Source organism: Amycolatopsis sp. NPDC051373 (assembly GCF_040689465.1).
Classification (GTDB): Bacteria; Actinomycetota; Actinomycetes; order Mycobacteriales; family Pseudonocardiaceae; genus Amycolatopsis.
In genome coordinates this window covers 126,206-151,514 of the sequence record NZ_JBFBAE010000026.1, presented here as the reverse complement: position 1 = coordinate 151,514, position 25,309 = coordinate 126,206, and the positions used below count along the sequence as shown (strand labels likewise).

At 71.0% G+C, this 25,309-nt stretch carries 23 protein-coding genes and 1 riboswitch; of the genes, 11 read left to right on the top strand and 12 right to left on the bottom strand.

The genetic code is table 11. From position 1 onward, the window contains the following. Window positions 1–160: 160 nt before the first annotated feature. Window positions 161–1,612, top strand: a complete 1,452-nt coding sequence (locus tag AB0383_RS37990) for an amino acid permease (protein ID WP_364172994.1) — start codon at window positions 161–163, stop codon at window positions 1,610–1,612. 171 nt (window positions 1,613–1,783) lie between these two features. Here the strand turns inward: AB0383_RS37990 and AB0383_RS37985 are convergent, their stop codons facing one another. After that, window positions 1,784–2,833: a nitronate monooxygenase gene (locus tag AB0383_RS37985; RefSeq protein WP_364172996.1), complete on the bottom strand. Its 1,050-nt coding sequence runs from the start codon at window positions 2,831–2,833 to the stop codon at window positions 1,784–1,786. A 73-nt stretch (window positions 2,834–2,906) separates the two neighbouring features. Here AB0383_RS37985 and AB0383_RS37980 point away from each other — a divergent pair, with 73 nt between their 5' ends. Then, complete coding sequence (locus tag AB0383_RS37980; protein ID WP_364172999.1) at window positions 2,907–3,353, top strand: pyridoxamine 5'-phosphate oxidase family protein; 447 nt, start codon at window positions 2,907–2,909, stop codon at window positions 3,351–3,353. 42 nt (window positions 3,354–3,395) lie between these two features. On the opposite strand, the gene lepA is transcribed toward AB0383_RS37980, so the two are convergent. After that, window positions 3,396–5,246 (bottom strand): translation elongation factor 4, encoded by a 1,851-nt coding sequence (lepA, locus tag AB0383_RS37975; RefSeq protein WP_364173001.1) that lies wholly within the window; start codon window positions 5,244–5,246, stop codon window positions 3,396–3,398. 117 nt (window positions 5,247–5,363) lie between these two features. Here lepA and AB0383_RS37970 point away from each other — a divergent pair, with 117 nt between their 5' ends. Then, entirely contained in the window at window positions 5,364–5,960 is a 597-nt protein-coding gene (locus AB0383_RS37970; RefSeq protein ID WP_364173004.1) for a class I SAM-dependent methyltransferase, read from the top strand. Here the strand turns inward: AB0383_RS37970 and AB0383_RS37965 are convergent. Both AB0383_RS37965 and AB0383_RS37960 read right to left on the bottom strand, forming a co-directional pair. Further along, complete coding sequence (locus AB0383_RS37965; RefSeq protein WP_364173006.1) at window positions 5,957–6,331, bottom strand: VOC family protein; 375 nt, start codon at window positions 6,329–6,331, stop codon at window positions 5,957–5,959. The genes AB0383_RS37970 and AB0383_RS37965 overlap by 4 nt on opposite strands. Before the next feature lie 22 nt (window positions 6,332–6,353). Continuing rightward, window positions 6,354–7,217, bottom strand: coding sequence for an EamA family transporter (locus AB0383_RS37960; protein ID WP_364173008.1), 864 nt, complete (start codon window positions 7,215–7,217; stop codon window positions 6,354–6,356). 377 nt (window positions 7,218–7,594) lie between these two features. On the opposite strand from AB0383_RS37960, the gene rpsT reads away from it, so the two are divergent. Then, window positions 7,595–7,855: a 30S ribosomal protein S20 gene (rpsT, locus tag AB0383_RS37955; protein WP_220242854.1), complete on the top strand. Its 261-nt coding sequence runs from the start codon at window positions 7,595–7,597 to the stop codon at window positions 7,853–7,855. Between the two features lie 255 nt (window positions 7,856–8,110). Here the strand turns inward: rpsT and holA are convergent, their stop codons facing one another. Further along, window positions 8,111–9,082, bottom strand: coding sequence for a DNA polymerase III subunit delta (gene holA / locus AB0383_RS37950; RefSeq protein ID WP_364173010.1), 972 nt, complete (start codon window positions 9,080–9,082; stop codon window positions 8,111–8,113). A 164-nt stretch (window positions 9,083–9,246) separates the two neighbouring features. Beyond that, window positions 9,247–9,380: riboswitch (SAM riboswitch) on the top strand. Window positions 9,381–9,393: 13 nt separating this feature from the next. Here holA and thrC point away from each other — a divergent pair. After that, window positions 9,394–10,659 carry a threonine synthase gene (gene thrC, locus AB0383_RS37945; RefSeq protein ID WP_364173013.1) on the top strand — a complete coding sequence of 422 codons (1,266 nt, stop codon included), beginning with the start codon at window positions 9,394–9,396 and terminating at the stop codon, window positions 10,657–10,659. Window positions 10,660–10,683: 24 nt separating this feature from the next. Here thrC and AB0383_RS37940 read toward each other — a convergent pair whose 3' ends face one another. Together AB0383_RS37940 and AB0383_RS37935 are read right to left on the bottom strand one after the other, a co-directional pair. After that, window positions 10,684–13,065 carry a ComEC/Rec2 family competence protein gene (locus AB0383_RS37940; RefSeq protein WP_366189855.1) on the bottom strand — a complete coding sequence of 794 codons (2,382 nt, stop codon included), beginning with the start codon at window positions 13,063–13,065 and terminating at the stop codon, window positions 10,684–10,686. Beyond that, a complete protein-coding gene (locus tag AB0383_RS37935; protein ID WP_366189852.1) occupies window positions 13,065–13,814 on the bottom strand; it encodes a ComEA family DNA-binding protein in 750 nt (249 codons plus the stop codon). Before AB0383_RS37935 ends, AB0383_RS37940 begins: the two co-directional genes overlap by 1 nt. Window positions 13,815–13,995: 181 nt before the next feature. Here AB0383_RS37935 and AB0383_RS37930 point away from each other — a divergent pair, with 181 nt between their 5' ends. The 3 genes from AB0383_RS37930 to AB0383_RS37920 are packed head-to-tail and all read left to right on the top strand — an operon-like array spanning window position 13,996 to window position 15,884. Continuing rightward, window positions 13,996–14,436 carry a nuclear transport factor 2 family protein gene (locus AB0383_RS37930; protein ID WP_366189851.1) on the top strand — a complete coding sequence of 147 codons (441 nt, stop codon included), beginning with the start codon at window positions 13,996–13,998 and terminating at the stop codon, window positions 14,434–14,436. 46 nt (window positions 14,437–14,482) lie between these two features. After that, on the top strand, window positions 14,483–15,307 hold the full coding sequence (locus AB0383_RS37925) for an oxidoreductase (protein ID WP_366189850.1): 825 nt from the start codon (window positions 14,483–14,485) through the stop codon (window positions 15,305–15,307). Window positions 15,308–15,320: 13 nt separating this feature from the next. Beyond that, complete coding sequence (locus AB0383_RS37920) at window positions 15,321–15,884, top strand: helix-turn-helix domain-containing protein (protein ID WP_366189849.1); 564 nt, start codon at window positions 15,321–15,323, stop codon at window positions 15,882–15,884. Between the two features lie 22 nt (window positions 15,885–15,906). Here AB0383_RS37920 and AB0383_RS37915 read toward each other — a convergent pair whose 3' ends face one another. From AB0383_RS37915 to nadD, 5 genes are read right to left on the bottom strand one after another with little or no spacing between them, the layout of a single operon-like run. Beyond that, window positions 15,907–16,755 carry a DegV family protein gene (locus AB0383_RS37915; protein ID WP_366189848.1) on the bottom strand — a complete coding sequence of 283 codons (849 nt, stop codon included), beginning with the start codon at window positions 16,753–16,755 and terminating at the stop codon, window positions 15,907–15,909. 4 nt (window positions 16,756–16,759) lie between these two features. Further along, window positions 16,760–17,488, bottom strand: a complete 729-nt coding sequence (gene octT / locus AB0383_RS37910; protein ID WP_366189847.1) for a diglucosylglycerate octanoyltransferase — start codon at window positions 17,486–17,488, stop codon at window positions 16,760–16,762. A gap of 3 nt (window positions 17,489–17,491) precedes the next feature. Beyond that, a complete protein-coding gene (locus AB0383_RS37905; RefSeq protein ID WP_354873980.1) occupies window positions 17,492–18,106 on the bottom strand; it encodes a histidine phosphatase family protein in 615 nt (204 codons plus the stop codon). Continuing rightward, complete coding sequence (gene rsfS, locus AB0383_RS37900; protein WP_220242864.1) at window positions 18,103–18,522, bottom strand: ribosome silencing factor; 420 nt, start codon at window positions 18,520–18,522, stop codon at window positions 18,103–18,105. Before rsfS ends, AB0383_RS37905 begins: the two co-directional genes overlap by 4 nt. A gap of 45 nt (window positions 18,523–18,567) precedes the next feature. Then, window positions 18,568–19,167 carry a nicotinate-nucleotide adenylyltransferase gene (nadD, locus tag AB0383_RS37895; protein ID WP_366189846.1) on the bottom strand — a complete coding sequence of 200 codons (600 nt, stop codon included), beginning with the start codon at window positions 19,165–19,167 and terminating at the stop codon, window positions 18,568–18,570. Window positions 19,168–19,590: 423 nt separating this feature from the next. On the opposite strand from nadD, the gene AB0383_RS37890 reads away from it, so the two are divergent. The 3 genes from AB0383_RS37890 to argS all read left to right on the top strand — a co-directional run bounded on the left by AB0383_RS37890 (window position 19,591) and on the right by argS (window position 25,292). After that, on the top strand, window positions 19,591–21,699 hold the full coding sequence (locus AB0383_RS37890; protein WP_366189845.1) for a RecQ family ATP-dependent DNA helicase: 2,109 nt from the start codon (window positions 19,591–19,593) through the stop codon (window positions 21,697–21,699). Window positions 21,700–22,207: 508 nt separating this feature from the next. After that, window positions 22,208–23,497, top strand: coding sequence for an MFS transporter (locus tag AB0383_RS37885; protein ID WP_366189844.1), 1,290 nt, complete (start codon window positions 22,208–22,210; stop codon window positions 23,495–23,497). A gap of 67 nt (window positions 23,498–23,564) precedes the next feature. Next, a complete protein-coding gene (argS, locus tag AB0383_RS37880; protein WP_366189843.1) occupies window positions 23,565–25,292 on the top strand; it encodes an arginine--tRNA ligase in 1,728 nt (575 codons plus the stop codon). Window positions 25,293–25,309 lie beyond the last annotated feature (17 nt).

Below are 25,309 nucleotides of genomic sequence, written 5' to 3'. Positions count from 1 at the left end.
CGAGTTCCTGCACCACTACAACCACCACCGAGCCCACACCGCCCTCAACGGCCACCCACCCATCACCAGAGTCAACAACCTCACAGGGCACTACACCTAGTACGGTGCGCTGCCAGAGCCCGTGACCCGGGCTCGGTTCACGACGTATGAGGAGACATCGATGTCCGCTCCGCGCAGCCTGGGATCAGGGTCCGGCATCTTCCGGCGCAAACCGATCGAGACGATCGAGAGCGGCGGTGACGGCCTGCAACGCACGCTGGGGCTACGCCAGCTGACGGCGATCGGTGTCGGCGGCATCATCGGCGCCGGGATCTTCTCGCTGGCAGGCGCGGTGGCCAACCAGACGGCCGGCCCCGCCGTGCTGATCTCGTTCCTCATCGCGGGTATCGCGAGCGCGGCGGCGGCCTTCTCGTACGCGGAGTTCGCCGGGCTGATCCCGCGCGCCGGCTCGGCCTACACCTACGGCTACGCGGTGCTGGGCGAGATCGTCGGCTGGTTCATCGGATGGGACCTGCTGCTGGAGTACACCGCGATCGTGGCGGTGGTGGCCATCGGCATCTCCGGCTACTTCAACGACCTGCTGGGCTTCCTGCACGTCTCGCTGCCGCAGTGGATGTCGGGCGCGCCCGGCACCGAGCCCGACGGCGTGGCGCACGGTTCATACGTCGTGAACCTGTTCGCCGTGGTGCTGTGCCTGCTCATCGCGTTCATCCTCAACCAGGGCATGAAAAACGCGGCGCGGTTCGAGACGCTGCTGGTGTACCTGAAGGTCGCGCTCGTGGTGCTGGTGATCGTGGTCGGCGCCTTCCACATCAAGACGGGCAACTACAGCAACTTCTTCCCCTTCGGTGTCAGCGGCGCGTTCACGGGCGCGGCCACGGTCTTCTTCGCCGTCTTCGGCTACGACGCCATGTCGACCGCGGCCGAGGAGTCGAAGGACTCCCAGAAGCACATGCCGAAGGCGATCCTGTACTCGCTTGCGATCTCGATGGTGCTGTACGTGCTGGCCTGCCTCGTGCTCACCGGAATGGTGAACTACAAGAACATCGACCCGGAGGCGGCGTTCTCGAGCGCGTTCGCGTCGGTGGGGCTGGGCTGGCTGGGCGCGGTGATCGCGGTCGGCGCCATCATCGGCATCCTCACCGTGCTGTTCACCTTCCTGCTCGGCGCCACGCGCGTCGGCTACTCCATGAGCCGCGACGGCCTGCTGCCGAAGTGGTTCGGCAAGACGCACCCGGTGCGCAAGGTGCCCACGCGCACCACGTGGATCCTCGGTGTGGCGTCGGCGATCATCGCCGGGTTCCTGCCCATCGGCGAGGCGGCGGAGTTGACGAATATCGGCATTCTGCTGGCGTTCGTGGTGGTGTGCATCGCGGTGATCGTGCTGCGGTACAAGCGGCCGGATCTGCCGCGGACGTTCCGGACGCCGGGCATGCCGGTGGTGCCGATCATCGGGGTCGTGTTCTCGATCTGGCTGATCACGTTCCTGAAGCCGGAGACGTGGTTGAGGTTCGCGATCTGGTTCGTGATCGGGATGGGTGTGTATTTCGGGTACAGCCGTCGGCATTCGGTGCTGGCGCGCGCTGGCGACAGTGAGTCCACTTCGGACTGATTGCGACGTGTGTAGCACCCCGATCTTTCAGTGTGAAGGGCGCGGGGATCGAGGTGCAGGGCGGGGTCTGGGTGCGCGCCTGGTTGGGGCGGCCCGTCACCTTGGCCGGTTGGGGAAGCACTGCAATGTGGCGTTCCGAACGCCGCATTGGGGCGACAGGTGAGGGTGCGGTCAGCCCAGGCGGTCGAGCCTCGCGGCCGCTGCCTTGGCTTCCGCGCGCAGGCGTTCCACCACCGACGCGGCGGAGCCGTCGTCGGCGAGGGGGTAGGTCTGCCCGGCCCACAGGGACATCGCCTCGGGGTCGTCGGCGCGCGCGGCGGCCGCGCGGATGGGCTTGCTGATGTGGTGCAGCTGCGGGTACGCGGCGGGCGCGTGGGCCGAGAGGTCGCTGAGCACGCGGTTCACCAGGCCTCGCGCCGGACGGCCGCTGAAGGCGCGCGTGAACGCCGTCAGCCGGCCTGCCTCCGCCAGCGCCCGGCGTTGCGCGGACGGCGTGCCGGCCTCCGTGGTCTGCAGGAACGCCGTGCCCAGCTGTGCCGCCGACGCGCCGGCCGCCAGCACGGCCGCCACGTCGGCGCCGTGCACCAGCCCGCCCGTGGCGACCAGCGGCAGGCTCGTGCGCGCGGAGATCAGCCGCAGCAGGGCGAGCAGGCCGTACTGCTCGCCACCGGCCGGGTTCGCCGCGTTGTCGGTGAACAAGCCGCGGTGCCCGCCCGCTTCGAAGCCCTGCACCACGAGCGCGTCGGCACCCCGAGCCGCCGCGAGGTCGGCTTCCTCGGGATTGGTGACGGTGACCGCCACCCTGCCGCCCGCCTGGTGGACCCGGTGCACCTCGGCCGACGTCGGCGCGCCGAACGTGAACGACACCAGCGGCACGCGGTGGCGCACGACCGCGTCGAGCTTCGCGGGGTACTCGTCGTCGTCCCAGATCGGCTCGCCCGGCTCGACGCCGTAGCGCAGGGCCTCGGTGAGCATCCGCTCGCGGTGATCGGTGACGTCCACGGCCGAGCGGCTGCCCGGCACGAACAGGTTCACGCCGAACTTCCCGCCGGTGAGGTCAGCGGTGTGGGCGATCTTCGCCTCCAGCGTCTCCGCCGACAGGTACCCCGCGGCGAGGAAGCCGAAGCCACCCGCGGCCGTGACCGCCGCGATGAGCTGAGGTGTCGTGGGGCCGCCCGCCATCGGCGCCACGATCACGGGGAACTCGAGATCATCGAACATGCGCCGAGCCTAGTGGCGCACCCCGGCGGGTGAGACGGGAAGACGCACACCCGCCACGGCGTTGATGTGCGGCATGACCGCCGATCTGGAGCACGTCCGCGCGCTGTCCTTGCAGGAGAACGGCCTCGCGACCATCTCGACCACCCGCGCCGACGGGACGGTGCACTCGTCCGTCGTCAACGCCGGGGTCTTCGACGACCCCGTGACCGGCAAACCCGGCATCGCCCTCGTGGCGATGGGCGGGGCCCACAAGCTCAAGCTGCTGCGCGCCACCGGCCACGCGACGCTCACGTTCCGCCGCGGCTGGGACTGGGTGTCGGTGACCGGGAAAACCCACCTCATCGGCCCCGACGACCCCGACGCGGCGTTCGACCCGGCCGGCCTGCCGACGCTGCTGCGCGACGTCTTCAAGGCCGCCACCGGAACCCACGACGACTGGGCCGAGTACGACCGCGTGATGGCCGAGGAGCGCCGCGTCGCGGTGTTCGTGGCGGCCGAGAAGATCATCGGCAACCGCTGAAACCCGACGGCGAGCCCGCTGCGGAGCGGGCTCGCCGGTCGGCTACTTCTTGGCTTTGCCGCTGTCCTCAGTGGACAGAGCCGCGACGAAGGCCTCCTGCGGGACCTCGACCCGGCCCACGGTCTTCATGCGCTTCTTGCCTTCCTTCTGCTTCTCGAGCAGCTTGCGCTTGCGCGAGATGTCACCGCCGTAGCACTTCGCGAGCACGTCCTTGCGAATCGCGCGGATCGTCTCGCGCGCGATGATGCGCGAACCGATGGCCGCCTGGATCGGCACCTCGAACTGCTGGCGCGGGATGAGCTCGCGAAGCCGCGTGGCCATCCGGTTGCCGTAACCGTAGGCGGCGTCCTTGTGCACGATCGCCGAGAACGCGTCCACGGTCTCGCCCTGCAGCAGGATGTCGACCTTGACGAGCTCGGCGACCTGGTTGCCCGCCTCTTCGTAGTCGAGCGAGGCGTACCCGCGCGTGCGCGACTTCAGCGTGTCGAAGAAGTCGAAGATGATCTCCGCGAGCGGGATGTTGTAGCGCAGCTCCACGCGGTCTTCGGACAGGTAGTCCATGCCGAGCAGCACACCGCGCTTGCTCTGGCACAGCTCCATGATCGTGCCGACGAACTCGCTCGGCGCGAGGATGCTCACCTTCGACACCGGCTCGTGGACCTCGGAGATCTTGAGCCCGGTGGGCCAGTCCGACGGGTTGGTGACGACGATCTCGCTGCGGTCTTCGAGCACCACGCGGTAGACCACGTTGGGCGCGGTGGAGATCAGGTCGAGGCCGAACTCGCGCTCGAGGCGGTCGCGCGTGATCTCCAGGTGCAGTAGGCCGAGGAACCCGCAGCGGAAGCCGAAGCCCAGCGCGACCGAGGTCTCCGGCTCGTAGGCGAGCGCCGCGTCGTTGAGCTGCAGCTTCTCCAGCGCCTCGCGCAGCTCCGGGTAGTCGGAGCCGTCGACCGGGTAGAGGCCCGAGTAGACCATCGGCTTCGGCTCGCGGTAGCCGGCGAGCGGTTCGGTGGCGCCGTGGCGTTCGGAGGTCACGGTGTCGCCGACCTTCGACTGGCGGACGTCCTTCACACCGGTGATCAGGTAGCCCACCTCGCCGACGCCGAGGCCCTTGCTGGGCTTGGGCTCCGGCGAGATGATGCCGACCTCCAGCAGCTCGTGGGTCGCGCCGGTGGACATCATGCGGATCTTCTCGCGCGGGGTGATCTTGCCGTCGACCACGCGGATGTAGGTGACCACGCCGCGGTAGGTGTCGTAGACCGAGTCGAAGATCATCGCGCGCGCCGGGGCGTCCGCGTCGCCGACCGGCGCCGGGACCTGGCGCACGACCTCGTCGAGCAGCGCGCCGACGCCGACGCCCGTCTTCGCCGAGACGCGCAGCACGTCGGTGGGCTCGCAGCCGATGATGTGCGCGAGCTCGGCCGCGTACTTGTCCGGGTCGGCCGAGGGGAGGTCGATCTTGTTGAGCACCGGGATGATCTGGAGGTTGTTCTCCAGCGCCAGGTACAGGTTGGCCAGCGTCTGCGCCTCGATGCCCTGCGCGGCGTCGACCAGCAGGACCGCACCTTCGCACGCCTCCAGGGCGCGCGAGACCTCGTAGGTGAAGTCCACGTGGCCGGGCGTGTCGATCATGTGCAGCACGTGGTCCTGGCCCTCGACCTGCCAGGGCAGGCGGACGTTCTGGGCCTTGATCGTGATGCCGCGCTCACGCTCGATGTCCATCCGGTCGAGGTACTGCGCGCGCATCGCCCGTTCCTCGACGACGCCGGTGAGCTGCAGCATGCGGTCCGCCAGCGTCGACTTGCCGTGGTCGATGTGGGCGATGATGCAGAAGTTGCGGATCAGTTCCGGCGGCGTGAAGGTGGTGTCGGCGAACGTCTTGGGCGCTGTCACTCGTGTGGTCCTCGGGAAAGGTCGGGGGTGGCCGCTTCCTATCGTCCCATGGACCTCCGGGTGCGGTTGGGGGTCATCCCCGATGCGAGCGCGCCGGGCTGGTGGTGACCTCGAAGGATGAGCACTCCACACCCTCCCCCGGGGACCTTCGACACCGCGCTCGACCGGGCGTTCGGCCACCCCAGCGGCCTGCTGGGCCGCGTCGGCGGCCGGCTGATGTCGCGCGGCAACGCCGCCACCGAGCAGCGGCTCGTGGACCTGGCGCGACTGGAACCCGATGAAACCGTGCTGGTCGTGGGCCCCGGCCCGGGCGTCGGGCTCGACGCCGCGAGCCGCCTGGCGGGCGAGGTCGTCGGCGTCGAGCCCTCCGCCGAGATGCGCGCCCTGTGCCGCGAACGCTGCGGCGACCGCGTGAAGCTGCGCGACGGCACCGCCGCTACGACCGGCTGTGCCGACGCTTCCGTGGACGTCGTGCTGAGTGTCAACAACGTCCAGCTCTGGGACGACCGCGCGGCGGGCTTCGCCGAGCTGTTCCGCGTGCTGCGCCCCGGCGGCCGGCTGCTGCTGTCCGCGCACGAGAAGTGGCTGCCGGTTCCCCGGCACGACCTGGGCGCCGAGGTCACCGCAGCGGGCTTCACCGACCTCCAGACGTGGACCTGGGAGCCCCCGGGCTTCGCGGCCCTGGCGGCGCAGCTGCGGGCCCGCAAGCCCTAGCGCGAGTCCGTCCGCAGCGGGTGGTCGGGCGGCACCTGCACCAGGACGATGCGCAGGCCGTCCGGGTCGGTGATCCAGGCCTCGTCCAGCCCCCACGGCTCGCGGCGCGCCCCGCGGACCGGCGTGACGCCGCGCGCGGCCAGCTCCTCGAGCGTCGCCGGCAGGTCGCGGACCTGCAGCCAGAGGTCGACGGCCGCCGAGGGCGTGGCGTCGTTGCTGCCCACGACCTCGATCGAACCGCCGCCCGCGAAGAAGACCGTGCCACCGGGGAACTCGCGCTGGATCGCCAGCCCGAGCGTGTCCCGGTAGAACGCGGTCGAGGCCTCCAGGTCGCGCGGGTGGATCAGCACCCGGCTGCTCAGTACGTCCATACGTCCTGCCTACCCGAGTGGCTCAGGCCACCGCAATCGCGACGATCCCGGCCAGCACCACCAGCGAGCCCACCAACCGGCGCGCCGCGTTCCGCTCACCGAGCACGAACCACGCCGCGAGCCCGCCCAGCACGATCGACAGCTCCCGCGCCGGCGCGACCAGGCTGACCGGCGCCATCCGCAGCGCGTACAGCACCAGCAGGTACGCCGCGGGCGAGGCGATCCCGACGATCAGCGTCTCTTTGCGGTGCTCGCGCCACAGCTTCGCCACCTCGGCGCGGGCGCGCAGGGCCGCGGGCGCCAGCAGCACGCTCTGCACCAGCGCGCCGCCGCCGAAGTACACGAGGGGCGGCACCGCGAGCGTCGTCACGGAGTGGGCGTCCCAGAGCGTGTAGGCCGCGATGGTCGCGCCGGTGAGCACGCCGTAGAACACACCGGCGCGGCGCGCTTTGACGTCGGCCTCGCTACCGCCGAGGCTGATCACCAGCACGCCCGCCACCACCAGGAACGCCCCGATCAGGCCCAGCACGCCGGGGTGCTCGTGCAGCACGAGTACCGCCGCCAGCACCGACAGCAGCGGCCCGGTGCCGCGCGCGAGCGGGTAGACGATCGACAGGTCGCCGACGGCGTACCCGCGCTGCAGCACCGTGCCGTACGCCACGTGCAGCACGGCCGTCACCCCGGCAGCGAGCAGCCACGTCCACTGTGGACGTTCGTGTTCGACCAGGAGTGCCGTGATGACCACGGGAAGCAGCACCACGGCGGAGACGGTGTAGTACAGCCACACGAACCGCGGCCCGCCGAAGGTGACGCGCTTCGCGGCGAGGTTCCACCCCGCGTGCACGACGGCGGCGATGAGGACGAACGACAGAGCTGTGGTGTTCACCGGACCCCTTCGGATCTTCCGCGCACGCGGAAGGCCGGGTCCTCCAGGCTTTTGTCCCGTCAGATGAACGGCGGGCGCCGGGCCGCACCGATGGTGCCGCTCGGACCTGTCCCGCCGGCCCTGGTTGTCTTGCGTCTTGTCTTGCTTTGGTGCGGCGGGCCGGCAGCGGAACCCTAGGCACTACGGTCCTCACCGTAACCGAACCGATCACTCCGGGCCGCTCGAGGGGCCCGCGAGCAGGCCTGTTAGGCTTTCTCGTCGTTGCCGTGCGGCATTCCGTCAGGGAGGAAACCCGGCCGCGTCTGTCTTCACGCCAGGCGCCCGGAGCCACTTCGACGCGGCAGCGACCTTCACCGAGACGAAAGCAGGACGCCTTCATGGCCAACATCAAGTCCCAGATCAAGCGCATCACCACCAACGAGAAGGCCCGTCAGCGCAACCTGGCGATCCGCTCCTCGGTGAAGACCGCGATCCGCAAGTTCCGTGAGGCCGCCGACTCCGGCGACAAGACCAAGGCCCTCGAACTCCAGCGCGACGCCGCCCGCAAGCTCGACAAGGCTGTCACCAAGGGCGTCATCCACGCCAACCAGGCCGCCAACAAGAAGTCGGCTCTCGCGAAGCGCGCGAACCAGCTCTGAGCTGATCGCAGCACCCTGCCAGTCCTGAAAGGGCCCGGTGACCGACTGGTCGCCGGGCTTTTTCGTGCGCTCTCCCGCTCTCCCGCTCCCCGTGAGCAGCGTGCCTTTGCGTTGAGAAAACCCGGCCACGGTCGATCGGCCGGCGGTGGCTGTTGCGAAGTCTGCACACCCGACCAGCGGTCCCGCCCGGCCATCTCGCGGCTGCTGTGCCTCAGGCCCTGTGCCGGTGGCCCGAGCCCTGCCCGCCGAGCAGCGTCAGCGTTCACCCTTGGCGGCGACGACCTCGACGACCGCGCGTTCCAGGGCGTAGTCGGCGTCGGCCGCCACGCCCTTGACCTCGGCGTTCAGGCGGGCGACCACGCGCATCGCGGTGGCGAGGCCGTCCTGGCCCCAGCCGCGTGACTGGCCCTGCGCCTTGCGGATCTTCCACGGCGGCATGCCCAGCTCGCCGGCCATCTGGTTCGGGTTGCCGCGGCCCGCGGCGGACACGCGGGCGATCGTGCGCACCGCGTCCGCGAGGGCGTCGGCGACCAGGACGTGCGGCACGCCCAGCTGCATGGCCCAGCGCAGCGACTCCAGGGCCGCCGCGCGGTCGCCGCCCACGGCCTTCTCCGCCACGGCGAAGCCGGTCACGTCGGCGCGGCCGGTGTGGTAGCGGCGCACGGCCTGCTCGTCGACCACGCCACCGGTGTCGGCGACGAGCTGCGTCGCCGCGGAGGACAGCTCGCGCAGGTCGGAGCCGACGGTGTCCATCAGCGCCATCACCCCCGCCGCATCGATCTTGCCGCCGACGCGGCGCACCTCGTTGCGCACGAACGACTCCCGATCGGCGGGCTTCGTCAGCTTCGGGCACTCGGTGATCTCCGCGCCCGCCTTTTTCAGCGCCGCGGGCAGCGCCTTGGCCGCCTTGCTGCGGCCGCCGCCGTTGTGCACGACCACGAGCACGATCCCGTCGGCGGGCGCCTTGAGGTAGGCCATCACCGCGTCCGCCAGCTCCTGCGAGATGTCCTGCGCCGAGTCGAGCACGATGACCCGTCCCTCGCTGAACAGCGAGGGACTCACCAGCTCGGCGAGCACGGGCGGTGTGAGTTCGGACACCCGGTTGCGCGTCATCTCGGCCGTCGAGTCCACGGCCCGCGCGGCATCCAGCGACGAGCGGACAGCCCGCTCGATGAGCAGTTCTTCCTCACCGAGGACGAGGTGGAGCGGCGCGGGTGCGGTGGTCACCCCGCCATCCTCTCACCCGCTCGGCCACGCGCCCGCCGCGGTGATCTGCGCCGCCACCGTGGCACGAGGTGATCGCCATGTCGTACGGTGTACCCGAGGCAGCGCCCAGCTCCACCAGATTCACACTCCACCAGATTCACAGCGGCGCGCCGACAACTGAACACCGCTCATCCAGAGGGGCAGAGGGAACGGCCCGACGAAGCCCCGGCAACCGGCGTACAGCCTGTCTTCCCGAATTTGCGGGATAGCTGACGACCACGGTGCCAATTCCGGCCCGCTTTTGCGGGGCAGATGAGGAAAGGAACCTCGCGATGACCGTTACCCTCGGCACGACCTCCACCAAGAAGACCCTGGACCTCGGTCCGGCAGTCGAACTGGTTTCGAAGGAAGAGGGCCACCGGCAGCCGCTCGCCCCGGAGTTCGTCTCCGCCGAGGACTTCTCGCCACTCGAGGTTGCCTACGACTTCGGCCGCGTGCGCCGCGAAGACATCGAGGCCGGCCCCAAGAACATCTGGCGCTACAAGAAGCTCCTTCCCGTCCCCTCGACCGTCGAGGAGATCCCGAACACCGAACCCGGCGCCACGCGCCTGGTGAAGGCCGACCGCCTCGCCAAAGCGCTGGGCCTGAAGTCCCTGTGGGTCAAGGACGACACCGGCAACCCCACGCACTCCTTCAAGGACCGTGTGGTCGCCGTCGCGCTGGCCGCGGCCCGCGAGTTCGGCTTCGAGGTCCTCGCGTGTCCCTCGACCGGCAACCTGGCCAACGCGACGGCCGCCGCCGCGGCCCGCGCCGGCTGGCGGTCGGTCGTGCTGATCCCGAAGTCGCTCGAACGCGCCAAGATCCTCACCACCGCCGTCTACGACGGTGACCTGATCGCCGTCGACGGCAACTACGACGACGTCAACCGCCTCGCCACCGAGCTGGCCGGCGAGCACCCGACGTGGGCGTTCGTCAACGTCAACGTGCGCCCCTACTACTCCGAAGGCTCCAAGACGCTCGGCTACGAGGTCGCCGAGCAGCTCGGCTGGCGCCTGCCGGAGCAGATCGTGGTACCGATCGCGTCGGGTTCGCAGCTGACCAAGGTGGACAAGGGTTTCCGCGAGCTCGGCCAGCTCGGCCTCGTGGAAGCCAGCCCCTACAAGGTCTTCGGCGCGCAGGCCACCGGCTGCTCCCCCGTCTCGGCCGCGTTCCGCGCCGGCCACGACGTGGTCCAGCCCGTGAAGCCCGACACCATCGCCCGCTCGCTCGCGATCGGCAACCCCGCCGACGGCCCCTACGTGCTCGACGTCGTCAACCGCACCGGCGGCGCGATCGAGGACGTGAGCGACGAGGAGGTCGTCGAGGGCATCCGGCTGCTCGCGCGCACCGAGGGCATCTTCACCGAGACCGCGGGCGGCGTCACCGTCGCGACCGCCAAGAAGCTCATCGAGGCCGGCAAGATCGACCCCGACGCCGAGACCGTGCTGCTCATCACCGGCGACGGCCTCAAGACGCTCGACGCCGTCGAAGGCCGCATCGGCCCCAAGGCCACCGTGCCGCCGTCGGCCGAAGCCGTGAGCAAGGCCCTCGGCCTCTGACCGCCGGGCCCGCGGGCCGCTCCCCTACCGGGGCGGTCCGCGCGGCTCACCCCGGCGCGCCACCGCAGGTCCGCCGTCACCGGGCAGCACGGCCGTGTCGCCGTCCACATCGGTCCGCGTCACGAGCACACCCAACGCGCCCAGCACGTCCACTGTGGACTTCGCCGGGTGCCCGTAGCTGTTGCCCGCGCCCACGCTGATCATCGCCGCCCGCGCGCCCACGGCCTCGAGGAACTGAGGCAACGAGTAGCGCGAGCCGTGGTGGGGAACCTTCAGCACGTCGGCGTGCAGATCCACCCCCTCGGCCAGCAAGTCGGCCTGCGCGGCCAGTTCCACGTCTCCGGTCAGCAGCACCCTCCCCGCCGCCGTGGTCGCGCGGAGCACCACGGAACTGTTGTTGATCATCGTGCCGTCCTGCAGGGCGGCCGCCCGTGCCGTGACGTAGCGCGGCCCGAGCACGTCCAGCGACAGCCCCGGCCAGTCGAGCCGCTGCCCATCGCTGAGCTCCAGCAGCGGAACGTGGTGCGTCGCCGCCTCCTGCGACACCTGCTGCCACGCCCACGCCGGCGCCCGCCCGGGCCCGACGGCGATCGCCCCCACGGCCCGGCCGTCGAACACCGACGACAGCCCGCCGATGTGGTCGGCGTGCAGGTGGCTGAGCACCAGTAGCGGGATCCGCTCCACGCCGAGCCGCCGCAGGCACTCGTCCACCGGCCCCGGCTCGGGCCCGGTGTCCACGACCACCGCGCGCCCGGGCTCTGCCGTGGCCAGCACCACGGCGTCGCCCTGGCCGACGTCGCACTCGACCATCGCCCAGCCCTTCGGCGGCCAGCCGGGCGAGAGCACCCGCGGCGGCACCACGATCAGCAGCACCGCCACCAGCCCCATCGCCACCAGCAGCCGGGCGCGCCGGAACCGGAACGCGACCACCACCATGACCAGCACCCCGGCCGCGCACACCCCACCCCACCAGCCACCCGGCCACGTGAGCACCGCACCCGGCGCACGGGCCCCGTGCCGCGCGACCGTGATCAGCCAGCGAGCCTCCGGATCGGCCAGGTGCACCAGCACGTGCCCGGCCCCGGGCCACCACGGCCCGACCACCGTGGCCAGCACCCCGAGCACCGTGACCGGCGCGACGACGGGCGCCGCCAGCACGTTGGTCACCACCGAGACGAGACTCACCGTGCCCGCCATGCCCGCGATCACCGGCGCGGTGACCACGAACGCCGCCAGCGGCACCGCGATCCCCTCGGCGTACCCCGGCGGAATCCCCCGGCGTATCAACGAATCCGCCCATCGCGGCGCCAGCAGCACCAGGCCCGCTGTCGCGAACACCGACAACGCGAACCCGAAGTCCGCCGCCATCACCGGATCCCACGCGACGAGCACGCACACCGAGAACCCCAGCGCCGGCAACGCGGATCCACGACGGCCCAACGCCAGCGCCAGCAGCGCCACCCCGCCCATCACCCCGGCCCGCAACACACTCGGCGCCGGACCGACGAGAATCAGGAAGCCGCCCAGACACAATCCGGCCGCGACAGCCGACACCCGGGGCCCGATGCGGAGCAACCGGCACAACAGCAACACCGCGCCACAGATGATCGCCACGTTCCCGCCGCTCACAGCCATCAAGTGCGTGAGCCCCGACTCCGTGAACTCCTGCTCGACCTGCTCGGGCAACGCACTCGTGTCGCCCAACACCAGTCCGGGCAGCAACCCCGCCGGCTCCTCCGGCAACACCGCGCACAACTCGTGCAGCCCCGCCCGCAACGCCGCGGCCGCCCGCTGCCACCACGGCGCCCGCGTGACCCCGACCGGAGCGCCCTGCAGGTAGACGACCGCCGCCGTCAGTTCACCCCCGCGTGCCGGCGCCAGGCGCCCCGACGCCGTGACCTCCTGGCCCGGCAACAGATCGCCCCACCCCGCCACCGGCGCGAGCAGCAGGACCCGGCCGGTGGACCCCACCGCCCGGCCGTCCACAGTGGCCGATTCCACCCGGGCGTCGATGGCGACCGATCGCGTACCCGCCTGCTGATCGGCGTAGCCCGCGCTGTGGATCGGCCGCGGCCGCTCGGTGACCTCGACGCGGAGCGTGGCGGTCACCCCGTGCGCTGCGGCTTGGCCGAGCGCGTCCTGCTCCGCTCCCCGGATGCGCCACGCCGTCGGCAGCGCCACGACGAGCCCCAAGACCAGCAGCGCGCCGGCGGCTCCGAGCCACCGCCCACGCCGCCTCGCGAGCAACACGGCCGACAAAACCGCTGCCATCACGCCGAAAACCTCGGCCGCCCACCACCCGAGCCGCAGTCCCGCCAGGGTGCCGCCCCACGCCGCCAGCGCTGCTGGGACGAGCCGCAGATCGTGATCGCGCCACGACGGCGCGCCTTCCGGCTGGACGAGCATCATCCGACCGTCACCTGCTCGCGCAACTTCTCGAACTTGCTTTCGCCGATGCCTTCGACGTCGCGAAGTTGTTCGACGCTGGAGAAGCCGCCGTGCTGCGTGCGCCAGTCGATGATGCGGCCGGCGGTGACCTCGCCGACGCCGGGCAGGGTGTCGAGTTGTTCGGGGGTGGCCGAGTTGAGGTCGAGCTTGCCCGGAGCCGCGCCGGCACCGGCCGGGGCCGAGGACGCGACCGTGATGCCGACGGCGAGCTGCTCGCCATCGGTGAGTTTGCGCGCGAGGTTCAGGCTGGAGAGATCAGTGCCGGGGTCCGCGCCACCGGCGGCCCGCACCGCGTCGGCCACACGCGAGCCGGCTGGAACCGTGACGAGGCCGGGCGCGCGGACGTGGCCGATCACGCTGATCACCAGCTTCGCGGACGCCGAGGGCACCGAGGACGCGACGGAAGGGTGCGCCTTCGCGCTCGGCAGCGACGGCGCCACCTCCATCTCGGGCGAGCCGCTGAACACCGCGAAGCCCGCGGCGATCAGCACAGCCACGACCACCAGCCCCAGTACGACGAGGACCCGGGGACTTTTCAGTACGCCGGGCAGACCCGGGTGGGCCGGGTCGGCGCCGCCGGGCAGCCAGCGCCGGACCAGCCGGCCGCCAGGCCCGACGGTGCGTGGGCCCGCCGCCAGCTGGTCGGCCAGCCAGGCGAGCCTGGCGTTCACGGGAGTGCCCGGATCACGGGCGGTCTGCTCGAACACACGTGCGACGCTAGGCGTTGATCGACTCCAACCACCAGGCCGAATCCGCCGACCTGTGGATAACTGCCCCCTTGTGGACAACTCGGCCTCCGCGACCGCTGAACGCCGGTTCCGGTCGGCCCGCGGTGCGATGCTGACGCCCATCGCCGCCCTCGACAGCGCTCCGCGGGAAGGACCCACCATGACGAACGAAGCCGAAATCCGCGCCCTGATCGAAAACTGGGCCACTGCCGTCCACACGGGAAATCTCGACGGCGTCCTCGCCGACCACTCCGACGGCATCGTGATGTTCGACGTCCCGCCGCCCCACGAAGGTGTCCGCGGGATCGACGCGTACCGCGAGACCTGGCCACCGTTCTTCGTCTGGCAAGCGGAAGGCGCGACGTTCACCATCCTGGAGCTCGACGTGACCGCGAGCGACGACGTGGCGTTCGCCTGGGCGCTCCTGCGCTGCGGCACCCCCGCCGATCCACCGGGCCATCACCTTCGGCTGACCATCGGCCTGCGCAAGGACCAGGGCCGCTGGGTGGTGACGCACGAGCACCACTCGTTCGCCGCCGTCGACGATGACACGGCCGAAAACAACCCTGGTGAAATCCACGCGGTTGAAAGTGAACGATGACTCATGATAAACCTGAGTCCTGGTTCACTTTCAGGAGGTGACGGTCATGGCTCCCAAGGTCGCCCTGGTCACGGGCGCGTCGTCGGGTATCGGAGAGTCCACCGCGCGAGAGCTGCTGGAGCGTGGCTACACGGTCTATGGCGCCGCGCGAAGGGTGGAGCGGATGGCGGACCTCGCCGAACGCGGGGTGCGGACGATCGCGCTGGACGTGACGGACGTGGAGTCCGTGGGGAAGGCCGTGGCGGCGATCGTCGCCGAGTCCGGGCGGATCGATCTGCTGGTGAACAACGCCGGCTACGGCTCATATGGCGCGGTCGAAGACGTGCCCTTGTCGGAGGCGCGCTACCAGTTCGAGGTGAACGTGTTCGGGGCCGCGCGGCTGATCCAACTCGTGCTGCCGGTGATGCGAGCACAACGCTCGGGCCGGATCGTGAACATCTCCTCGATGGGCGGCAAGATCTACACCCCGCTGGGCGCCTGGTACCACGGCACGAAGTTCGCCTTGGAGGGGTTCTCCGACTCGCTGCGGATGGAGGTGCGGCGGTTCGGGATCGACGTGGTCGTGGTCGAGCCCGGAGGGATCGCGACGGAGTGGGGCAGCATCGCCGTGGACCACATGACGGAGGTCTCCGGCGAGGGCGCGTATTCGGACCTGGCCGGGAAGCTGGCGAAGGGCATGAACTCGGGCATCAACGCGCGGATGATGTCTCGGCCGTCCGTGATCGCGAAAACCGTCGCCAAGGCTGCGACCGCTCGGCGCCCGCGCACACGTTACGCTGCGGGTTTCGGCGCGAAGCCCTTGATTTTCCTGCGCCGCGTCCTGCCCGACCGCGCTTTCGACACCCTGATCATGAGGGCCCTCGCGAGCTGACCACGGAGAGCCGATGGAGCCGTCCCGCCCGCTGCGCGCCGACGCGGTGCGAAACCGCACGAAGATCCTCGACGCGGCGCGGGAGCAGATCACCCGGCTCGGCCCCGACGTCCCGATGGACACGATCGCCGAGGCCGCGGGGGTCGCCGTGGGCACGTTGTACCGGCACTTCCCGACGAAAACCGACCTCGTCACGGCGGTGATCGGCGAGCACAGCCAACTGATCACCGAGGCCATCGAGGCGGCGGCGGAACGGGTGGCCGGCGGGGCCGACGCGATGAGCGAGATCTCGGCGCTGGTCAGCCACATCGTCGAGGCGGCGGCCGAGGACCGGGCGGTGAAGGCCGCGGCGCAGAACGTCGGGGCGGAGTACCTCACGCCCGAACAGGAGAGCCGCAGCCGTGCGGCCACGACGCGGATGATCAAGGCCGCCCAGCGCGACGGCAGGCTGCGTGAGGACGTGACCGCCAACGACTTCTACCTGCTCATCCTCACGGCGCCGACGGACGTCGAGCCGGCTGTGCGGGCGCGGTGGCTGGAGCTGTTCCTCGCGGGCTTCACCACCGGCAAGGGCTGAAACCCTTACCGGCCAAGGAGGATCACCTCTCGCGCTGCACGACCACCCCGAGCACACCCGGTCCGGTGTGCGCGCCGATCACGGCGCCCAGCTCCGACACCACGCAGCCGCCGGCGCAGCCGGGCACGACTTCCTCCAGGCGGTTGGCCAGCTCGACGGCTCGTTCCGGCGAGGCGAGGTGGTGCACGGCGAGCTCGACCGGGCCTTCGCCGGCCGCCTTCACCGCGAGCTCGACCAGCCGCGCCATGGCCCGGTTCATGGTCCGGACCTTTTCCAGCGGAAGGATGCGCCCTTCGGACATGTGCAACACCGGCTTCACCGCGAGCGCCGTGCCCAGCAGCGCCGCGGCCGGCCCGATGCGGCCACCACGGCGCAGGTGCTCGAGCGTCTCGACCACGAAGAGCGTGGACGAGCGCCCGGCGGCGTCGACCGCGGCCGCCTCGACGTCGACCGCCGATTTGCCCGCGGTGGCGGCCACCGCGGCGTGCAGCGCGGCGAACCCGAGCCCCATGGCCGTGGTGCGCGAGTCGACCACGCGCACGAGGTCCGGACCGACCTCCTGGGCGGCGAGCACGGCGGCTTCCCACGTGCCGGAGAGCTGTTTGGACAGGTGCACCGACACCACGGACTCGGCGCCGTCGTCGAGCGCGGCCCGGAAGACGGTCGCGAACTCGGCGGGCGTGGGCCGTGACGTGGTGACGATTTTGCGCTCCCCCAGCGCTTCCGCGAGCGCGGCGGGGCCCATCTCGGTGCCGTCGTAGGAGACGGCACCGTCGACGAGGACGTGCAGGGGCACCACGCGCACCGAGTGCCGGTCGGCGAAGCCCTCCGGCAGATGGGCGGTGGAGTCCGTGACCACGGCGACCGACACGCCGTCAGCCTACGTGGCCGGGGCGCAAAGCCGGTGTCATCAGCTTCGCCATGGCCGTGCCGACTGCTTCGTGGCCCGGCCAGCCCCAGTGCATGCCGTCGGGGTTGCCCTCGCCGCCGAGCACGTGATCACCCACGACGGCGGGGAGATCGAGCAGCGGCACGTCCAGGCGCGCGCCCCACGCGGCCATCGCGGCGGCCGCGGCGGGCCGGGCGGTGTGGACGCGGCCGTACGCGTCGGCGCGGTGCACCGACGGCAGCATCCCGAAGATCGGCAGCTCGGGCCGCAACACGCGCAACGCCTCCACAGCGAGGTCGAGGTAGTGCACGGTCAGCTTCGCGGGCAGCACCGTGGGCCGGCCCTGCAACACGACGGACAACCGCGGCTGCGCGGCCAGATACGCGCCGCGCACGACGCGGCGCACGCCGCCGGGACGGAGGTAACGCAAGCCGGTGCGGAGGTACGTCGGCAGCGGCGACGGGAGCGTGTCCATGCTGCCGATCGCCAGCACGACAGCGTCCACGTGGTGCAGATCGGCCCACACCCGGGGGTCACCGGTGAGGGACCACCACACGTCGCGCGCGGTCCAGCCGATGCCGGCGACCACGTCGGCGCGCCCGTCGAGCGCGGTGGCCGCGACGTTGGGCCACAGGCGTGGTTCGTCGGCGGCACAGGGACCGACGGGTCCGTGGAAGCTCAGCGAATCACCGAAGACGAGCAGGTGCGGGCCCATCGATCAGCCGGTGATCCCCGCGTTGTACGCATACAGCCGCCAGGCGCCATCGCGGCGGCCGAGCTCCACCCAGTGGCAGTTCATGATCCCGCCGAGCGACGGCCAGATCTCGATCGGCAGGCCAAGCAGCTTCGCCGTGAGCGCCACGATCAGACCACCGTGCGACGCGAGCAGCACCGACTCGCCGGCGTCGGAATTCGGCTGCAGCAGGTCGTTCACGACCTCGCCCGCGCGCCCGGCGACGTCCACTCGGGACTCTCCGCCCGGCGGCGCCCACGCGGCGTCGGTGCGCCACTTGTCGCGCTCACCGGGGTACGCGGCGTCGACCTCGGGGCCGGTCATGCCCTGCCACTCGCCCAGGTGCGTCTCGCGCAGCCGCTTGTCGATGCGCAGCGGCACGCCGATCGCTTCGGTGAGCACGGTGGCCGTGTCGGTCGCGCGGTGCAGGTCCGACGCGATCACCAGATCGGGCGAGAACCGCGCGAGCGCGGGAACGGCGAAGCGCGCCTGGTTCCAGCCGACCGGGGTCAGCGCGGAGTCGAGGTGTCCCTGCATGCGACCGGCGGCGTTGTAGTCCGTTTCGCCGTGCCGCCAGAGCAGCAGCCGCTTCAGGCTCACGCGTCCAGACCGTCCGCGCTGTCCGCGGCGGCGTCGCGATCGGCCGCGGCGGCGGGCTCGAGCCCTTCGACCTCGATGCGCGGGCAGTCCTTCCACAGCCGCTCCAGGCCGTAGAACGAGCGCTCTTCCTGGTGCTGCACGTGGACGACGACATCGACGTAGTCCAATAGCACCCAGCGGCCCTCGCGGGCACCTTCGCGGCGGACCGGCTTGTGCCCGCCGATGCGCAGCTTCTCCTCGACGTTGTCGACGATCGCACCGACCTGCCGCTCGTTGGCCGCGGACGCGATCACGAAAGCGTCGGTGATCACGAGCTGGTCGGACACGTCCAGCACGACCACGTCGCTGGCCAGCTTGTCGGCTGCCGCGTGCGCGGCCGCGACGGCCAGCTCTCGTGCCTCGGACGTCGCTGCCACAGTGCTCCTTCAGGGTTCGGGGTACGCCCGGACGAGGGTACCCGGTCACTCACCTCGGTCTTTGCGGTACAGGTCCTTCTTGGCGATGTAGCGGACCACGCCGTCGGGCACGAGGTACCAGACGGGCTCGCCGCGCTCCACCCGCTCGCGGCACGCGGTGGACGAGATCGCCATCGCCGTGACCTCGACGAGGCTGACCTTGCCGCTCGGCAGGTGGTGGGAGTTGAGGCGGTAGCCGGGGCGCGTGACGCCGATGAAGTGCGCGAAGTCGAACAGCTCGTCGGCCTTGTGCCAGGTGAGGATCTGCTCCAGCGCGTCGGCGCCGGTGATGAAGAACAGCTGGTCGTCGGGGTACTCCTCGTGCAGGTCCCGCAACGTGTCGACGGTGTAGGTCTGGCCGCCGCGGTCGATGTCGACACGGCTCACGGAGAACACCGGGTTGGACGCGGTGGCGATCACTGTCATCAGGTAGCGGTCCTCGGCGCGGGTCACGACGCGCTCGGACTTCTGCCACGGCTGCCCGGTCGGGACGAAGATGACCTCGTCCAGCGCGAAGCGCGACTGGACCTCGCTGGCCGCGACGAGGTGACCGTGGTGCACGGGGTCGAACGTGCCGCCCATGACCCCGATCCGGCGTGGTGACATAGCCGGTGAGCCTAATACGCGCGGGCGCGCGAGACCTGCCCATCCGGGCTGCGATGTGCGTGCTGTGCTGCTCGTTACCAACCCGGCCACAGCCACGGCGGGAACAGTTGCCGGGCGCGGAAGCGTCCGGTCGGGTGCCCGCCTTCTTTCGGCCGGATTGGCAACGCGCGAACCCGGCCTTCCCGCTCCCCAGGAGGAGGCCGGGCCCGCGCGCCACGCTCCGGCAGTCAAGGGGGCATCGCCGGGCGACCGGTCACCTCCCCCGAGAGGCACCGGTTGCCGAGGAGAGCCGGGAATGCCGAATGCCTTACGCGAGTCTTGATTGTGACTTGAATCACATAACTGTGCGTATTCGGTCGTGAGTGGTCCGTTCGCGCCCCGTCCGGCTCCCGTTCTGTCGGCCGCATGGGGTAGACCGGGGACGTGGACACCACCGAAGCCCTTCGCGAGCGTGCCGAGGCCCTGCTGCGGTCGCTCGCCGGCGAAACCGCGACCCTGCGCGAAGACCAGTGGACGGCGATCGAGGCCCTCGTCGCCCACCACCGGCGCGCGCTCGTCGTGCAGCGCACCGGGTGGGGCAAGTCGGCCGTGTACTTCCTGGCCACGGCCCTGCTCCGCGAGCAAGGCGCCGGTCCGACCGTCATCGTCTCGCCCCTGCTCGCGCTCATGCGCAACCAGATCTCGGCGGCCGCGCGCGCCGGGATTCACGCGGCCACGATCAACTCGGCCAACGCGCAGGAGTGGGACCAGGTGCAGGCGTCGGTCGTCGCCGGCGACGTCGACGTGCTCCTGGTGAGCCCCGAACGGCTCAACAACCCCGATTTCCGCGACGCCGTGCTGCCGAAGCTCACCGCGAGCGCCGGGCTGCTCGTGGTCGACGAGGCGCACTGCATCTCGGACTGGGGCCACGACTTCCGGCCCGACTACCGCCGGCTGCGCACGCTGCTGGGCGACCTGCCCGACGGCGTGCCGGTGCTGGCCACGACGGCGACGGCCAACGACCGCGTGGCCACCGACGTCGCCGACCAGCTGGGCATCGGCACCGGCGGCGACACGCTCGTGCTGCGCGGTCCGCTCGACCGCGAGAGCCTGCGGCTGGCCGTGGCCGAACTTCCGACCGACCAGGCGCGCCTGGCGTGGCTCGCCGAGAACCTGGCCGAGCTGCCCGGGTCCGGCATCATCTACACGCTCACGGTCGCGGCGGCCCACGACGTCGCGGCGCTGCTCGGCGAGCGCGGCTACCCGGTGGCGGCGTACACGGGCAAGACCGACCCGGCCGACCGCCAGGCAGCGGAAGACGACCTGCTGGCCAACCGGGTCAAGGCGCTCGTGGCCACATCGGCGCTCGGGATGGGCTTCGACAAGCCGGACCTCGGGTTCGTGGTGCACCTGGGTGCGCCGTCGTCGCCGATCGCCTACTACCAGCAGGTCGGGCGCGCGGGCCGTGGTGTGGAGCGCGCGGAGGTCGTGCTGCTGCCGGGCCGCGAGGACAAGGCGATCTGGGCGTACTTCGGCTCGCTGGCATTCCCCGACGAGCTGCGGGTGTCGCAGGTGCTGAACTCGCTCGCGTACGCCGACCGTCCACTGTCGACTGCCGCGCTGGAGCCGACCGTGGAGCTGTCGCGCTCGCGGCTGGAGATGGTGCTGAAGGTGCTCGACGTCGACGGCGCGGTCCGGCGCGTGCGCGGCGGCTGGGAGAGCACGGGCCAGGAATGGCAGTACGACCGCGACCGCTACGCCCGGGTCGCGAAAGCGCGCGAGGCCGAGCAGTCGGCGATGCTCGGCTACATCTCCACCACCGGCTGCCGCATGGAGTACCTGCGCCGCCAGCTCGACGACCCGGACGCGGCGCCGTGCGGCCGCTGCGACAACTGCACCGGGCAGCACTGGGACACCGCGGTGTCGGAGGAGGTCGTGGGCGCCACGCGCGAACGGCTGGACCGGCCGGGCGTCGAGGTGGCGCCGCGCAAGCAGTGGCCCAGCGGGATGAAGGGGCTCGACGTGCCGTTGTCGGGCCGCATCGCCGCCACCGAGCAGGCCGAGCCGGGCCAGGTGCTGGGCCGCCTCACCGACGTCGGCTGGGGTTCGCGGCTGCGCGAGCTCGTCGGGCCGGGCGCGGTGGACGACGTGGTTCCGGATTCGGTGTTCCAGGCCTGCGTGAAGGTCCTGGCGGCGTGGCCGTGGGCGGAGCGCCCGACGGCCGTCGTGGCCGTGCCGTCGGCGACCCGGCCGGTCTTGGTGGCGAACCTCGCGGAGCGGCTCGCGACCATCGGCCGTCTGGAGCACCTCGGCACGCTGGACTCCGCCGGCCCACCCCCGCGGCAGGCCAACAGCGCCCAGCGCCTCGCCGACCTCTGGCAGCGCCTCTCCCTGCCCGCCGACGTCGCCACCCGCATCGCGGAGACCCCCGGCCCCATCCTCCTCGTGGACGACGTCATCGACACCGGCTGGACCATGACCCTGGCTTCCCGCCTCCTCCGCAAGGCGGGCGCGAAGGCGGTGTTGCCCTTCGCATTGGCCAGCACCTCCTGACCCCGCGCACGACCCGACAAGCTGCGCGGTGACGGTGACAGGCGGAGTCGTTACCCGCCCGCAACCGCGGACCGCACTTCACGGGGCGACCACCACCGCTGCCTGGCAGCCCCGGTAGGTCTCGCGGCGGGCGCGAAGGCGGTGTTGCCCTTCGCATAAGCCAGCTCCTCTTGCCCCGCACGACCCGACAAGCTGCGCGGCGACGGTGACAGGCGGAGGCGCTACCCGCCCGCAACCGCAACTCCACGGGGCGACCACCCCGCCGCTCACGGGACGACCACCGGCCACCACCGCTGCCGGCAGCCGCGGTGGTCTGGCGGTGGGCGCGAAGGCGGGGTTGCCCTTCGGTTTGGCCGGCACCCTCCTGGCTCGGGGAGCACGGTCGCGACCACGGGTCCAGACCAGCGAAGACGTCCAACCAGAACCGCTTCAGGTCGGTGAAGAACTACCGATCTCCGGTCATTTCTGGCACAGTGCCCTTCCACCCGAGCGGGACGTGGAGGTCGCCATGGCCGGATCGACGGCGGAGGTCGCGACGAGGCACCGGTTGCCGGTGCGGAAGTTGTTCGCCGCCAGTGCCGGGAATGCGCTGGAGTGGTTCGACTGGACGATCTACGCGACGTTCAGCATCTACTTCGCGGGTGCGTTCTTCCCCTCCGGCAACGAAGCGCTGGCGTTGATCAACACGTTCGCCACCTACGCGCTCGCGTTCTTCTTCCGGCCGCTGGGTGGGGTGCTGCTCGGGCGGTTCGCCGACGTGCACGGGCGCAAGCCGGCGATGATCCTGACCATCGCGCTCATGGCGGGCGGTTCGGTGGCGATCGGGGTGCTGCCGACGTTCGCGCAGGTGGGCTGGCTCGCGCCGGTGCTGTTGCTGCTCGCAAGGGTGGCGCAGGGGATTTCGCTGGGTGGCGAGGTGTCGAACGCGTCGGCGTACCTCGGGGAGATCGCACCGGCGAAGAGGCGCGGGCGGTACTCGTCGTTCTTCTACATCTCCACCGGGTCGGCGGTGCTGATCGCGACCGTGCTGGGGTTCGTGCTGGCGCGGACGATGGACAAGGCGCAGCTCGCGTCGTTCGGCTGGCGGATCCCGTTCCTGCTGGGCGGGGTACTGGGGCTCGTCGGGCTGTGGCTGCGGCGCAGCCTCGCGGAAACCGAGCTGTTCGAACAGAAGAAGGAGCAGGCGCGGCGCGTCGAGCGGCCGTTGCTGACCACGCTGACGCACCACCCCAAGGCCGTCGGGCAGCTCGTGGGCTTCACGATGCTGTCCACGCTCTGCTACTACACCTTCTTCAGCGCCCTCACCTCCTTCGCCGTGAAGACTCGCGGGGCGAGCGACGTCGACGTGTTCCTCGCGCTCTCGATCGCCACCGCGCTGTTCGTGGCGCTGCAGTACCCGATGGGCGCTCTCGCCGACCGCGCCGGGCGCCGGCCGCAGCTGCTCGTGTGGTCGGGCGCGACGGCGCTGGTGATCGTGCCGCTGTCGTTCCTCGTGCGGCCCGGGCTCGGCGGGCTGCTCGTGGTGTTCTGCGTGGGGCTGGGCCTCTACACGGCGATGACGTCGCTCGCGCCCGCGATCATGAGCGAGCTCTTCCCCACCGAGCTGCGCGGACTGGGCATCGGGGCTTGGTACAACCTCACCGTCGCGCTGTTCGGCGGGACCGCGCCGCTGGTGCTCAGCGCGCTGTCCGCGGCCGGCGCGGCCACGGTGTTCTTCTGGTACGTCGCGGTCGCCGCGGCCATCGCGTTCCTCGTGGTGCTGCGCCTCCCCGAGACGAAGGGCAGCGAACTGCGGTAATCCCTTCGAGCCCGCTTCGGCCGAGTCGCTACGCTGCGGCGAATCGACTACGCGAAGGAGGGACACCGTGCGCAAGCCCGAGGTTAGTGAGGAACTCGCCCGACGCGTGGTGGACGCCCTCCACCGCGCGCTCGACGTCGACATCGCCCCGGCCGACGCGCTCATCACCGTCTCGACCCGCGACGGCGTGGACTACCAGTGCAACCTCGCGATGAGCCTGGGCAAACGCCTCGGCCGCCCACCGCGCGAAGTCGCCGCGGCCATCGTCGAGCACCTCGAGATCACCGACCTCGCCGAGCCGCCGGAGATCGCCGGACCCGGCTTCCTCAACTTCGTGCTCCGCCGCGGATGGCTCGAAAGCAGCGTCAACGCGCTCGGCAGCGACCCGAGGCTCGGCGTCGAGCCCGCCACGGAACCGCGGCGCATCGCGCTGGACTACAGCAGCCCCAACGTCGCCAAGGAAATGCACGTCGGCCACTTGCGCTCGTCGGTGATCGGCGACGCGATCGTGCGGCTGCTTCGCTTCGCGGGCCACGAAGTGCTGCCCCACAACCACCTCGGCGACTGGGGCACCCCGTTCGGCATGCTTATCGAGCACCTGCTCGACGAACCGCCCGCCGGGCCCAGCGGCATCGGCGACCTCAACGAGTTCTACCAAGCCGCGCGCCGGAAGTTCGACTCCGACGAAGCGTTCGCCACCCGCTCGCGCGAGCGCGTCGTGAAGCTGCAGAGCGGCGACACCGAGACGCTCGCCACGTGGCAGGGGCTCGTCGACGAGTCCACCCGCCACTTCAACGAGGTCTACCACCTGCTCGGCATCACCCTCACCGACGAAGACATCTATGGTGAGAGCTTCTACAACCCATACCTCGCCAAGGTCGTCGACGAGCTGGAGGCCGACGGGCTCACCGAGCTCAGCGACGGCGCCGTCTGCGTGTTCCCCGAAGGCTTCCACAACCGCGAAGGCGACCGGCTGCCGCTGATCGTGCGCAAGCGCGACGGTGGCTACGGCTACGCGGCCACCGACCTCGCCACCGCGAAGTACTGGACCACCGAACGTGGCGCCACCGACCTGCTCTACGTCGTCGGCACGCCGCAGGCCCAGCACTTCGCGATGCTCTTCGCCGTCTGCCGCGCCGCGGGCTGGCTCGACGGAGTGCACGCCGAGCACATCGGCTTCGGCTCCGTGCTCGGCGCCGACGGCAAAGTGATGCGCACACGCGCCGGCGAGACGATCAAGCTCGCCGACCTGCTCGGCGAGGCCGTCGCGCAGGCCGCCGACGTCGTCGCCGAACGCAGTGAGCTCAGCGAGGCCGAACAGCGCGAGGTGGCGCGCGCCGTCGGCATCGGCGCGGTGAAGTACGCCGACCTCTCCGGCGACCGTGAGCGCGACTACGTGTTCGACTGGGATCGGATGCTGGCCAAGGACGGCAACACGTCGGTCTACCTGCAGTACGCGCACGCGCGGATCGAGTCGATCCTCGCGAAGGCGGGGGACCAGAGCACTGGCGCGCCCGTCACCCTGGCCGAGCCGGCCGAACGCGCCCTCGCCCTCACGCTGCTGCGATTCGGCGAGGCCCTCCGCTCGGCGACCAGCGCGTACGCGCCGCACAAGCTGTGTACGTACCTCTACGAGACGGCCGTGACGTTCTCCCGCTTCTACGAGCAGTGCCCGGTTCTCACCGCCGAGACGCCGGAACTGCGGGCCTCGCGGGTGCAGCTGGCCACGCTCACGTCGCGCACGCTCGTGCTCGGCCTCGAACTGCTCGGCATCGAAGCGCCGCGCCGGCTCTGACCGGCTGCGGGGTTGCG